This is a genomic window from Candidatus Bathyarchaeota archaeon (assembly GCA_026014725.1).
GTDB lineage: Archaea > Thermoproteota > Bathyarchaeia > Bathyarchaeales > Bathycorpusculaceae > Bathycorpusculum.
Genome location: JAOZHV010000005.1, coordinates 1 through 11,712, shown reverse-complemented (window position 1 = coordinate 11,712; position 11,712 = coordinate 1). Strand labels below are relative to the sequence as shown.

Genomic DNA, 11,712 nt, shown 5'->3' with positions numbered 1-11,712 from the left:
TCTTGCAGCAAACCCGATTGTGGCTGTTGTTGCCGCCATAGGCTTAATCATCGGCGCCTTAATCGCCGCATACAACGCGTGCCCAGAATTCCGCGCCGCGATAGACGCTATTGGCAAAGCGCTTGGAGACTTCTTTAAGCCTATTCTGGAAGCTGTAACCGTCGCGTTAACATGGCTTTGGGAGAACGTCCTTGTTCCCTTAGGCAACTTTATTGTAAACACGTTCATCGGCGTTTGGGAAGGGTTAACCTCAGCATGGAATGTGCTCAGCAGCGCTGTTGGCGCGGTTTATAATGGGTTGAAGTGGATTTGGGACAACATCTTCGTTCCAATAGGGAATTTCCTCGCTGGCTACTTCATGAGTGTTCTGCAGGGGCTCGTCTGGGTCTGGAACGTACTCTCTACTGCTGTGAACACTGTTTATGATGGTTTGAAGTGGTTGTGGGATAATGTGCTGGTTCCGTTTGGCAACTTCATCGGCGGAGCCTTGCTTGGTGCTTGGAATGCGTTCGCAAACGGGCTGTCATGGGCTTATAACAACCTCATCAAACCAGTATTTGATGCGCTGAACTGGGTTTACGTTAATGTTTTGAAGCCGGTGGCTGACTTCTTGGGCACCATTTGGAACGGCTTAAGCGGCATAGGCAGCGCCATAGGCGGCTTCTTCGGCGGAATCGGCAAAGCGTTAGGCTTCGCTGAAGGCGGCATCGTAACGGGACCAACTTTAGCTTTGATCGGTGAGGCTGGTCCTGAAGCTGTTGTGCCTCTTCGGGAGTTCGGAAGCTTGCCTGGAGGCAGTGGCAGTACGGTGTACATTAATGCGCCTTTGGTTTGGGTTCAGGGCTCAGCTGATAAGGAAACTGTGGAGCTTGCGGCTCAGCGGGTAATGCAGCAGTTGCGCTCAGTGGTTGTTGAGGCTACGAGTGGCAGTGCGCCTTCTACGAAGAGCATCCGTATGGGGAGCGTGTTTGCCTGATGGTTTTGTTGGCTGAGCAAGTTCGGCTTCTGGCAAGCGAGAGTAGCTTGATAGATGATGCTACAGCTTATGCTTATACTACGAGTGGCTGGGGAACCGTCAAGAACTATGGGAACATTACGTTGGCTTCTGCGGCGCTTGTTGTGTTTAGTTTTCAGGTTTCGGCAGGCTACGGCGGAGTAAGGCTAAAAATTGGCAGTTATTATGTGTTTGCTTACCGCTTTGGCGGATCAATCAGTGGCACTTATACGGGTGTGGCTTACGTTGCAGCTGGAACGCACGCCGTAATAGCAGAAGGCTACTATAATGGTGCAACGGTGACTGTGTCTAACTTTAAGCTTGGGCAAGCTCAATTCTTGGATAAGGCTGGTTCCGCTCTTGCTGCTTATTCAAGCACGATAAACCTCACGGTCTCTTCAAGGACAACTCCGATAGGCGCCTTGAAAAACGCCGTGTTCATAGTCCGCTGCTACGCGATCACATCAAGCGGGCAAACTAACTTTGAGAATGTTGGAGACTCCTTAACAAACGGAGTTTCTCTAGCTGTGGATGGTGCCCAAGTCAATTGGACAGAGCGTTATCAAGACACGGGAACAAACAATGGCGCCTCGGCAATGTACGCCTGTAGCCTGTCGGTTGGCACTTCGCACTCATTTGCCATATCCAAAGACAACGGCAGCACTGCAGTGCACATCAGCATTTACGCTTCGCCTTGGCTGCTATTCGGCACTGTTAATCAGCCTGTGACTTTGGGTTTCCCGCAAGGCTCAACGCTGTACCTGATGCTTGAGCCTCTAAACTTGAATCCAACCAAAACGGTAGGTGTCGGAAAGAAACGTGCAGTAAGCTTCGGAGACGCCACAGACTACTACAGCACCGGCTCAGGAACTGGCTTGTTGAGCTTTAGCTGCACGCTTGACGTAGTTTCGGTTTCTGACGTCAACCTCTACCTTGCAGGTTTAGGCGGCTGCGTGGGCTACATAGGAGTTGACACGCGTTGACCGTCAAGATAACTCAGGTTTCAGTTTCAACTGGTGAAGTCACCTTGACAATCGCTTATGACAAGCCCTCGGGAAGCGGAATCATGTTCACTTTCGTGTTGAAGAAGGAAGATTTGTTTGAGCGCCTTCGAAAGGTTCGTGAGTTGCTCGGTAGGCCATTAACGTTGCAGGATGCAAAGCTGGCTCTGATTGCCATCGTTAACGAGTTAAGGGCTGGAAAAAGCGGGGTTCCTGAAGACTTCAACTTCTCAACTGTTATTGACGTGGAGCTGGAGCCATGAGCGTCTCCTTGGATAGTCAAACTTTGAACGTAGTGAACTGGGATGAAAGCTTAGTGCCCTTGTCATCGATGTTTGACAAGTGGGATAATGGAACGGCAAAGCGAAACTTGACTGTGTTTGGTTACGTTCGCACGTTCAAAATAGATTGCGTCGAGCAGGATGTTGCCTGGGCGAGCAGTCTCGTGAAGTATTTTGAGGATAAAGCTGCTGCAGGCACCCTGTTGGCTTTCGTGAGCACTTTGGCTGTTCGGAACGTGAGCAGCACAAACGTCAAAATAACCGGCGTAAGCTTCTCGGCAGTCGATGTTGCGGCTCAGAATCTTAGAAGTTTTACTTTGGAATTGCAGGAGATCTTGTAAAAATGAAGGGTAGTTTGAAGAAAATCGTTGAGAAACTGAATTCGGGCGATGTTGTGTGCGTGGAATGGTGTGACGCGAGCACTGGCAAGAGCAGCAGCTACGCCGGAGTTATTGATGTTCCAGTTAGAAGCTGGGGCGTATTTGTCGGCTTGTTTGGAAGCCAAACCAAACACATAGTCTTGGCTCAGAACAGTTTCCAGTATGCCGACGGCGTATACGATTTAGATTATACGGCTATTCCGCTTAGCTGGGCGGTCAATGTCTCAGTCATTGAGAGTGGTCATTTTCCGCAGGAAGTTGCCAGCAGGTTGGTGAATAGCTTCTTGATGAAGGACCGCAAGGTCTTCAATCAGTCTAATCGTCCGCGGACTTTTCAGCAGAGGTTGAGCACCCATGGCAGACCCGATTAAACGAGCACTCACAAGAAGGCGCGTTCAACGTGGAAGACTGGTGAGCGAGGAGCCTAATGAGCAGCTTGTGTACGTGGTCAAATTCGGCATCGGCATGACCGTTTGCTTGGCTGCCATTGAGATTGCGCATCTGGCCATACTACGTACATGGAACAGCGAAATCTTCGCTGCACTTACCGGTTTAAGTGGCACGATTATTGGGATTTTTGTTGGGAAGCGCGGAGGTGAATGATTCGTGCAAACAAGTGAGAATGGAGAAGCGGCGTTTGTGGCTGTTGGAAGCGCTTGCGTGGCTACGGCTACGTATGTTGCAACTCAGCCAATTCCTGACGCTGTTAAAGCGCCAGTCTGCGCCATAGTCGGCTCTGTTGGAGTGGCGCTTTTGGCATATTGGAAAGCCAAAATCAACGTCAACGTGGCGTCAAGCGGTGAGGGGAAAGCGTGAGGCACTACGAGGAAAGAGCCTACTTCGACAAAGTCCTAAAGAAGCTGGACATCATCGATGCGAAAGTAACCGCGTTGCCTCAGGTGCAAGTGCAGGTATCGCATCGTTTTCTGCCCACTATTTCTGCTTTGTCGAAGTTTGGGAGACCCGCTTTAGCTGGAGAGGTTGCTGCGGTTACGGGTTGCAAGCGTGCGCATGAAAGTATGCTTCTTAACGAGTTGGTGGGCAGGGGAATTGCAGCTAAGGAGACGCGTGGCAGAAAGCACTATTTCAGTTTAAAGGTGAAGTTTGAAAATGAAGGGAAAGCCTTGGACAGTTGAAGAAGAGAAGCAGCTGCAGATACTACTGCAGGCAAACAAATCTGTGCGGGTAATAGCGAAAGCTATGGGCAAAACTAGGGATTGCATAAGAAAGAAAATTGCGCGTCTAGGGTTAGAAGTAGTCGTCCACTCTGAATCACAAAGGACTACTACTACCAGTTTAGTTTTGCCCTCGGAGCTTCCCAGCATCGAAGAACAGCTGAAAGTGCTAAGCGCAGCATTGAAGGCGTTGGATCAGCCAGGGCTCGAACAGGCAGAGACTTTGCGTTTGCGGAGCATAATTCAGGGCGTAAAGATCTACAAGGAACTTTTCGCGGATTACTTGGATTACCGTGGTTTTGAGGCTGAGGTTTTGGAGTTGAAGCAGAGGCTTGCAGAGGAGAAGGCAAAGTCCCAGAACGTGGCACGCAACTGACGCATTCGCCTTGCGCATGCAGATACGGGAAGAGGCTATGGCTGTTGACGCAGCGAAAGCTGCAGAGGTTAATTCTGTGAAGGGCGACACCGCAAGGTTTTTCGTTGAAGTCTGCAGGCTCAAGCCGTTTACTTACCAGATGGAATTAGCGGAACTTTACCGAAACAACCAGTTTTTGGCTGTACGATGGCCGAGGCAAACGGGAAAAAGCACTAGCATAGGTGGCTTGCTTTTGCAGGATGCTTATGAGAATAAAGACCTGAACATTGGGTTCATTGGACCTAGTTGGCGTCAAACTAAACTCAACATAAGGCGTGTAGCCAGCTTTTGTCGCAGCCTTCCCCAGCAAGGCTTACATGTGCAGAAAACCAGAATAACTTTGCCCAATGGCTCAGTAATTGAGGCTTTTCCTAATAATCCCGATACTATTAGAGGTAACACGTTTCACCGGATTTGGTGGGATGAAACCAATTTCACCTCAAACGATGAAGACCTGTATGACGCAATTTTATTCACTTTGGGAACAACCAATGGTAAACTGATTGCTAGCAGTACGCCGTTTAACACGGATGCCCTATTTTGGAAAATGTGCAATCACCGAGACTACTCGGATTTTGCAAGACATCACTTCACTTGGGAGAAAGCTTTGGCGCCCAATGGCCCGCTGAGCCCAGAAATGATTGCGCGCATTAAACGCCAGTTTGGAGATGACCCAGCAAGATGGCGCCGTGAAATGGAGGCAGAGTGGGCTGAAGACGAAGACGTTTGGCTTGCCCAAAGCCTGATTGTTTCGTGTGTGGGCACGGTGAAGAATTGCGGGGAAGACCTGCAAGAATTCAATCCAGAAGATAGCTGTGAAGGCGAGTTCTTCGGTGGCTTAGACTTGGCGCAGACAAGAGACTATTGTGTGTTCTCGGTTGTTGAGCGGGTGAATGATAGGCTTCTGCTTAGGCATTTGAAGGTGTTTCAGCAGCCGACAAAGTATGCTCACGTTTTGGGTTACATTAAAGCAGTTCAGGACCGCTGGGGTGGCTTCGAGAAAATCCGAGTAGACTTCACAAGGGAAGGCCCAAGCATCATCTCTGACATGGAGAACGCGGGCATAAACAACGCAGAAGGCGTCAACTTTTCCTTGCCCCGCAAAAGTGAGATGGCAAGTCTGCTCAAACAGCGAATGATGGATCAAAGGCTATTCTATCCACTGTTGAATTGGGAGCGCCCCTACCGAGGAGACATCTGCACCGAGCTTAACGTGGAACGCTACGAGCTGCGAAAGGATGGAGCCGTGGGTTTTAGCCATCCGAACGGAACACACGACGATGTCTTCTGGAGCATTGCCTTGTCGGTTTACGCCACTGTGACAATGGCGCCTGAACCCTTCCTCGCAATCTTACCCAGAATCGCCAAACGCAGAATTTGAGGAGGATCAAGATGAGAGATAGAACCGATCACTTCAGAGTCAGACAGGTCTGCAGGACATACGACCGAGAGCAAGGCAAATTCAGCTTCAACATATCATACGAAACCACCGTGAAACTCACTCCAAGAGCCCTCGTGATCGCAGAGGCCTTCGGACTGGGAATTGACGAAGCCCAGAAATTCACAGTCCTAGACACCGAACTGAAAATCAGCCCAACAGACATTGTCTATATCACGGGAGACAGCGGCAGCGGAAAATCCGTTTTACTACGAGCATTGAGAAAAGACCTATGTGAGGAAGCTGCCGATCTGAACGAGATCACTGTAGACACCGAGAAACCGCTCATCGAGACTGTCGGGGCAACCGTGGAAGAAGGACTCGAGCTCCTGAGCAAAGTAGGTCTGAACGATGCTTTCCTTTTCCTACGTACATACGAGCAGCTGAGTGACGGCCAAAAGTACCGTTACAGAATCGCCAAACTCATCGAATCGGGCAAGCAGTGGTGGCTAATGGACGAATTCGCCGCATGCCTAGACAGAGACACAGCAAAGATAATCGCTTTTAACCTGCAGAAGATCGCCAGGCAACAAGGCAAAGCCGTGATAGCAGCGACAACTCATAATGACCTGCTAGAGGATCTGAACCCAAGTGTTCATGTGCATAAGCGATTCGGGCAAGAAATCCAAGTCAAGTATTATCCCAACGCTACCGCAGCAGAATGCAGCCTCATCCGAGAAATGAAGATAGAGCGAGGAACAATAGCTGACTGGCATAGACTCAGCGCCTTCCATTATCGAGGCCACTTAGTCGCGGCTCCTCGCAGTATTTTTCGTCTAAAACGCGGGGATGAGCTCTGTGGCGTGATAGTCTACTGTTATCCTCCGCCCAACTGCTTCGGAAGAAGGCTTGTGCTGCCACACATGCCGATGAGAGAAGTAAACAGGCAACTCAGCATCATCAATCGCGTTGTAATTCACCCTAAGTATCGCACAATAGGTTTAGGCACCAAAATAATTCGTGAGACCCTAGCTCTGGCTGGGACGCCATGTATCGAGATGGTTGCAGTCATGGCAAAGTATAACCCCTTCGCGGAAAAAGCCGGGCTTCAAAAAGTCACCGAGCAAAAACCCACCAAGAGTATCTTAGCGATTGCGTCGCTACTTTCTGAACTCGGTTTCAATTTGCACCTCTTGAGCAGTGGACGCTACGTTTCGCAGAAACTTGCCTCCTTAAATTCCGGAGCGAGAGAGAAGCTCAAGGAACTATTCATCAAGAATAAGCATCCACGTTTTGAAAAGGAGTTCGCTGTTAGCAGACATCAACCCTTCGGAAAAACATCCGACTATGCGAAGTGCATTGAAAACGCTGATTCGGACAAAATGGTCAAACTAATCAAGCTCGTCGGGATGCTCATGCAAACGAAGGTTTACCTGTTTGCGAGCAATCTTCCAGCAGATTCTTAGACGGTTCTCCTTGCTCCGCAATGCGGGCAAAATGTCGCGGTTTGGGCAAAGAGAGCCCCGCAATACTTGCAGGGAATCATAACGACTTCGCGAACGACCTCGTGAACAACTTCCCGCTCCTTATCATTCGACCCTGAACCACAACCGCAACCAAACCCAAAAGGACACATCTATCAATTAACCCCCAGCTGAACCTTCAAGGATAGGCTTTTGCCAGCTCTTGCTTCTGCTTAAGCTGGTCCAGCAAAACCTCGCGAACCATGTCACAAGCCTGATTGATTTTAGGATTGGAAGTGCTGTAGAAAATGCTGGCGCCCTGCTTCCTCGTCTTAACGATGCCCCTTTGTCGCAATACCGCTAGATGCTGAGAAAGATTCGACTGGCGCGCACCCAATATTTCAGAAAGCTCATTCACGGTCTTCTCCCCCTCTCTGAGAGAATGCAAAACAGCAAGTCTGATGGGGTTTGCAAGCGTCTTTGAAATCTCAGCCTGCAACTCGTAAATTGTCATGTCAATCTTTGCTTTCTCTGCCATATCCTGCACCTTCGAATATTCTAACATTGTAACACACTCTTAAATTTTCTTAATAACAAAAGAAAAGGGAGAATCACGTTTTCTTTGCATGCTTCGCAGCCTTAGCTAACTGTCAGCTCTTGAACGAATGTTCCGTGCCAGGTGTGGACCCAGATCTGACCAGTGAAACCGTTGACGCTAAGCATTCCATAGGGGCTGCCGTTCTGGAGCACTTCAAGAGTATAGTAGCCGTAGAAAGTTGTTGCATCGCTGACTGTTGCGCCCTGCAAGTAGCTATCAAGGTATTGCTGCGCATTCGCCTTAGCCTGTTCGACTGTAACTGTCGGTGTTGCAGTTGTCGTGCCTCTTACCCAGTTGCACCAGCCGTTTCCGAAAGTGTATTTTGTGTTCCACATCATGTTCGGACCCATTTCAGGTCTGACCACGCCAGTGTACTTGTCGATGAGCAATTCAAAGGCTCCATAGCCAGTGCTTGTCTCGCCCACTTGAACGTAAAAGTTACCAGTATACTCTTCAACATGATCAACTGCGAGGTCAGGGTTGTTTAGCGAAGCTACGTAGGTTTTTGCCACTTCAGCGGCTTGGTTTATTGTCAAGGGAGCTGCGGTTCCGGTTGTTGGGTAGCCGTAGGCACCATTGCCCCAACGTCCCATGCATCCGCCCCAACCCCCGTTATACCCGTATCCGGATGTGGTAAATTGCGGCGTGTAGAGCGTTGGTGTTTGAGTGTTTGTCTGGGTTACCGGAGCAGGGATCTGTGTAGTTGGAACTGTGGTTCCTGTGTAAGCGTTGTATGGGGTTTGTGTTCCTAGTCCCCACCAGCAGTATGCGTAGGCTGTGGCAACTGTCACGGTTAGAGCCACCAATCCTAAGGCGGCGATTGTTGCTATTTTCCAGGTTTTCATTCAGTTCACCTCTGTTAATGTTATTAGAGTATTCGAATGATTTGATAGTTTGCTGAAACAGTTGTGAAACAGTTTTGAAACATCTCTCCAAAGCAAATCGTGGCGTGTTTTGGCGTTGTCTATCATCATCCAATACCCCAAGATATTCTAATATACTAATATACTACGAGCATAACGGGCTTATAAGGCTTCCTCGCGCAAATCCAGAAACAAACATTCAAAGATAGACAGCAAAAAGAGAACAAGGCATGCCAAAGAGGCGAGACAGCTACAGTGGCATAAACATAGCTTTGACCTGCAGAATCCCATGCATTCCCCGCAGCCTATTGACAAGGTTCAGTATCCTATCATTGTTCCCTTGAGAAATGAAAATCTCGATGCAAAACTTGTCCTCAATATGCCGGTGAACGTTTTCTATAACAACATCGTCAAACTCATGCCTCAACTCGGTTATCTTCAAATCCACATCCTTCCTAGCATATTCACAGGTCGTCATTATCACTGCGGCTACGTTGCCAGCTTCAAGTTTTGCAAGCTCCGATTCAGCCATAAGAGAACGCACCGCATCGCGGAAAGCTTCTGATCTGCTGTAGTATCCCCTGTTCCCCATGAACTCGTCGAATTTCCCAAGAAGCTCGCTCGGGAGTGTTATACTCACAACCGTCATCGAAACCACCATTAACTTTCTTATTTGAGACTAATATCTTATTAATATTTCCACGGTGAAATTTAGCACTATTTTAATATACGATTCTAGGCTTCTATAAAAATGAACAAAATGTCTGACCACAGCAAAGACGAAAGCGAAAGCTTCGAAGAGGAAGAGGGAAGAGGCGTTTGGCTCAAGATAGCCGTAGCCTTAGGAATCACCATAGTCATTGCAGGGTTCCTAGACCTTTTCTTCCAAGGCATTCCACTCAACTTCATCATACCAATCCTCAACGAGCCAGCATCCGTCTCCATCATAATGCTTCACACCTCAGTCATCGCCGCAGGCGCATACATCGGCTTCAAAGGCCTCAAAGAACTCGTCCTCGAACGAAGATTTTCAATCGAGTTCCTCATGGCAGTAGCAGCCCTAGGCGCAGCATACCTTGATTTCCTATACGAAGGAGCAATGGTCCTGTTCCTCTACTCCCTGGCAGAGTACTTCGAGGACTACATAGCTGACAGAGCAAGAAAAACCGTTGAGACTCTCTCCAAGTTCATGCCTGACAAAGCAAACGTTCTCGTCAACGGAACAGAAAACAGCCTTGGCACTAAGGAAATCCAGCTCGGGATGATTATCCTTGTAAGGCCAGGCGAAAGAATCGCCCTAGACGGAACAATCACCGAAGGAACGTCATCGATCGACCAGTCACTAGTTACCGGAGAATCAGTTCCTATTTCAAAGAAGACTGGCGACAACGTTTATGCAGGCACGCTAAACCTGAACGGCGTTCTCAAAGTTGCAGTCACCAAAAAAGCCGAAAACACCCTGGTTTCAAGAATAGTCGAGCTAGTGATGGAGTCACGGAAGAGAAAAGCATCCATAGAGAAACTTGTAGACAAATTCGCGCGAATCTATGTCCCTCTCGTAGTTTTACTGGCAGCACTAACAGCCGTCCTCGGCTCCTCCTTTGGAGGCGGCACACCCAGCGAATGGGTTTACAGATCACTAATACTCCTCGTGATTTCTTGCCCAAGCGCCTTTGTCATCTCAGTTCCCGCCACGATTTTCACAGCAGTCACCATAGCAGCCAGAAAAGGCGCCATCATCAAAGGAGGCGTCTACGTTGAAAAGCTAGCCAGAATCAAGGCCGTCGTGTTCGACAAGACAGGTACACTCACCTTTGGAAGACCTATCGTTCACGAACTCAAGTCCAACGAAACCATAGATTCGAAAGTGCTGACTTATGCTGCAGCCTTAGAACAGTTTTCAGATCACCCAATTGCCAAAGCAATCGTTAGCAAGGCGAAAGAGCAAAAACTATCTTTTGACAAGCTCGAAGTCAACGACATAGAAGAGATCTCAGGAAGAGGAATAATCGGCAGGGTCAACGGCTCAGAAGTCATCATCGGAAACATCGACCTTGTAAGAGATTACGGCTGCAGTTGTGGGAAAATTGTGGAGTTTTACGAGAATGAAACGCACACAGGCATCTGCATAGCTATAGAGAAGGTCGGCGAAGCCTCAGTTTGCCTCATGGACACAGTCCGCAACGATGCAATGTCTACCATTAATCAGCTTAAGAAAGATGAAATCCACACCGTTATGCTAACTGGAGATAAAAGGGAAATCGCTGAAGATGCAGCGAAGGAATTAGGAATTGACAAGGTGCATGCAGAACTCTTGCCTGAAGACAAGCTCAGACTTCTGAATGAGATTAGAGCGGAAAAAGGGTCAGTTGCCATGGTAGGCGATGGCGTCAACGATGCTCCCGCGCTTGCAGCTTCTGACGTGGGAATCGCCATGGGAGGAAGCGGTGTCGACGTTGCCCTAGAGTCAGCTGATGTTGTTCTGGTCAAGGACGAACTCGTTCAGATACCGTATCTTTTGAGGCTCAGCGGCAAGACCATGAGAATAGCGAAGGAAAACATAGCTGCCTCATTAGCGATCAAAATAGCACTTGGCACGTTGGGGCTAATGGGGCTTATCCCATTATGGTTTACTGTAGCTGCGGGCGATGATGGCGTAACTATGCTGGTCCTTCTGAATACTCTGCGCCTGTCAAGAATGAAGCTCTAAAAGTTGAAACTTTGAAAAAAGTGGATCGCGGGAGATGTCGCCACTGACCGCCGGGAGCAAATCCCAGCGACCCCTATTTATGCCATCTGAGTGTGGCCGCCTCCTCTGAAAATCGTAGGGCGCAGTTTCTGCAAAGATACCGCTGCACTTGCCCGTTACACGTGTACCGTATTCCGTCTTTGTATACTCTCTCGCAACCACACTTTGGACACTTCACAACTTTTTCAACCATCAAATTCACCTCCGAAAGCAGCTTGCAAGCAAGAACCCAAAAAAAGGGATAGCGGGAAACGTCGCCACTGATGGTAGGGTTCAAATCCCACCCCCCGCACTTCACTGTAGTGTGCGCGTTTGAACCGCTAAACTCGAACTTTTGTTATGCAACTGAGCAAAGACCGATTTAAAGTGCATCCAGCTTTTTCGTGCAGTTATGAACGTGATTTTACGTGTTTTC

The 11,712-nt window shown here is 48.8% G+C and carries 15 protein-coding genes; 12 read left to right on the top strand and 3 right to left on the bottom strand.

Going from position 1 to position 11,712, the window contains the following annotated elements:
- The 11 genes from NWE95_00725 to NWE95_00675 form a co-directional block, all read left to right on the top strand.
- A partial coding sequence (locus NWE95_00725) for a hypothetical protein (GenBank protein MCW4002425.1) occupies window positions 1-976 on the top strand: 976 nt, incomplete at its 5' end.
- Window positions 976-1,977, top strand: coding sequence for a hypothetical protein (locus NWE95_00720; protein MCW4002424.1), 1,002 nt, complete (start codon window positions 976-978; stop codon window positions 1,975-1,977). The genes NWE95_00725 and NWE95_00720, both read left to right, overlap by 1 nt.
- A complete protein-coding gene (locus tag NWE95_00715; GenBank protein MCW4002423.1) occupies window positions 1,974-2,258 on the top strand; it encodes a hypothetical protein in 285 nt (94 codons plus the stop codon). The genes NWE95_00720 and NWE95_00715 overlap by 4 nt, the downstream gene beginning before the upstream one ends.
- Complete coding sequence (locus NWE95_00710; protein MCW4002422.1) at window positions 2,255-2,617, top strand: hypothetical protein; 363 nt, start codon at window positions 2,255-2,257, stop codon at window positions 2,615-2,617. Before NWE95_00715 ends, NWE95_00710 begins: the two co-directional genes overlap by 4 nt.
- 2 nt (window positions 2,618-2,619) lie before the next feature.
- Window positions 2,620-3,027 (top strand): hypothetical protein, encoded by a 408-nt coding sequence (locus tag NWE95_00705; GenBank protein ID MCW4002421.1) that lies wholly within the window; start codon window positions 2,620-2,622, stop codon window positions 3,025-3,027.
- A complete protein-coding gene (locus NWE95_00700; GenBank protein MCW4002420.1) occupies window positions 3,011-3,259 on the top strand; it encodes a hypothetical protein in 249 nt (82 codons plus the stop codon). The genes NWE95_00705 and NWE95_00700 overlap by 17 nt, the downstream gene beginning before the upstream one ends.
- 3 nt (window positions 3,260-3,262) lie before the next feature.
- Window positions 3,263-3,472 carry a hypothetical protein gene (locus NWE95_00695; GenBank protein MCW4002419.1) on the top strand — a complete coding sequence of 70 codons (210 nt, stop codon included), beginning with the start codon at window positions 3,263-3,265 and terminating at the stop codon, window positions 3,470-3,472.
- Window positions 3,469-3,792: a hypothetical protein gene (locus NWE95_00690; GenBank protein ID MCW4002418.1), complete on the top strand. Its 324-nt coding sequence runs from the start codon at window positions 3,469-3,471 to the stop codon at window positions 3,790-3,792. Before NWE95_00695 ends, NWE95_00690 begins: the two co-directional genes overlap by 4 nt.
- Window positions 3,767-4,207, top strand: a complete 441-nt coding sequence (locus tag NWE95_00685; GenBank protein ID MCW4002417.1) for a hypothetical protein — start codon at window positions 3,767-3,769, stop codon at window positions 4,205-4,207. The genes NWE95_00690 and NWE95_00685 overlap by 26 nt, the downstream gene beginning before the upstream one ends.
- Entirely contained in the window at window positions 4,164-5,627 is a 1,464-nt protein-coding gene (locus NWE95_00680) for a terminase family protein (GenBank protein ID MCW4002416.1), read from the top strand. The genes NWE95_00685 and NWE95_00680 overlap by 44 nt, the downstream gene beginning before the upstream one ends.
- An 11-nt stretch (window positions 5,628-5,638) precedes the next feature.
- Window positions 5,639-7,090, top strand: a complete 1,452-nt coding sequence (locus tag NWE95_00675) for an ABC transporter ATP-binding protein (protein ID MCW4002415.1) — start codon at window positions 5,639-5,641, stop codon at window positions 7,088-7,090.
- Between the two features lie 196 nt (window positions 7,091-7,286).
- On the opposite strand, the gene NWE95_00670 is transcribed toward NWE95_00675, so the two are convergent.
- The 3 genes from NWE95_00670 to NWE95_00660 all read right to left on the bottom strand — a co-directional run bounded on the left by NWE95_00670 (window position 7,287) and on the right by NWE95_00660 (window position 9,197).
- Complete coding sequence (locus tag NWE95_00670; GenBank protein MCW4002414.1) at window positions 7,287-7,625, bottom strand: metalloregulator ArsR/SmtB family transcription factor; 339 nt, start codon at window positions 7,623-7,625, stop codon at window positions 7,287-7,289.
- Between the two features lie 101 nt (window positions 7,626-7,726).
- Window positions 7,727-8,530, bottom strand: a complete 804-nt coding sequence (locus tag NWE95_00665; protein ID MCW4002413.1) for a hypothetical protein — start codon at window positions 8,528-8,530, stop codon at window positions 7,727-7,729.
- A gap of 268 nt (window positions 8,531-8,798) precedes the next feature.
- Entirely contained in the window at window positions 8,799-9,197 is a 399-nt protein-coding gene (locus NWE95_00660) for a CopG family ribbon-helix-helix protein (GenBank protein ID MCW4002412.1), read from the bottom strand.
- 102 nt (window positions 9,198-9,299) lie between these two features.
- On the opposite strand from NWE95_00660, the gene NWE95_00655 reads away from it, so the two are divergent.
- On the top strand, window positions 9,300-11,258 hold the full coding sequence (locus NWE95_00655; GenBank protein ID MCW4002411.1) for a cation-translocating P-type ATPase: 1,959 nt from the start codon (window positions 9,300-9,302) through the stop codon (window positions 11,256-11,258).
- Window positions 11,259-11,712: the final 454 nt, after the last annotated feature.

Bases quoted from the DNA above. Each gene is read 5' to 3' on its own strand.
- NWE95_00700 (MCW4002420.1), top strand. From the start codon at position 3,011: ATGGCAGACCCGATTAAACGAGCACTCACAAGAAGGCGCGTTCAACGT.
- NWE95_00720 (MCW4002424.1), top strand. From the start codon at position 976: ATGGTTTTGTTGGCTGAGCAAGTTCGGCTTCTGGCAAGCGAGAGTAGC.
- NWE95_00685 (MCW4002417.1), top strand. From the start codon at position 3,767: ATGAAGGGAAAGCCTTGGACAGTTGAAGAAGAGAAGCAGCTGCAGATA.
- NWE95_00660 (MCW4002412.1), bottom strand. From the start codon at position 9,197: ATGACGGTTGTGAGTATAACACTCCCGAGCGAGCTTCTTGGGAAATTC.
- NWE95_00655 (MCW4002411.1), top strand. From the start codon at position 9,300: ATGAACAAAATGTCTGACCACAGCAAAGACGAAAGCGAAAGCTTCGAA.
- NWE95_00675 (MCW4002415.1), top strand. From the start codon at position 5,639: ATGAGAGATAGAACCGATCACTTCAGAGTCAGACAGGTCTGCAGGACA.
- NWE95_00705 (MCW4002421.1), top strand. From the start codon at position 2,620: ATGAAGGGTAGTTTGAAGAAAATCGTTGAGAAACTGAATTCGGGCGAT.
- NWE95_00670 (MCW4002414.1), bottom strand. From the start codon at position 7,625: ATGGCAGAGAAAGCAAAGATTGACATGACAATTTACGAGTTGCAGGCT.
- NWE95_00665 (MCW4002413.1), bottom strand. From the start codon at position 8,530: ATGAAAACCTGGAAAATAGCAACAATCGCCGCCTTAGGATTGGTGGCT.
- NWE95_00710 (MCW4002422.1), top strand. From the start codon at position 2,255: ATGAGCGTCTCCTTGGATAGTCAAACTTTGAACGTAGTGAACTGGGAT.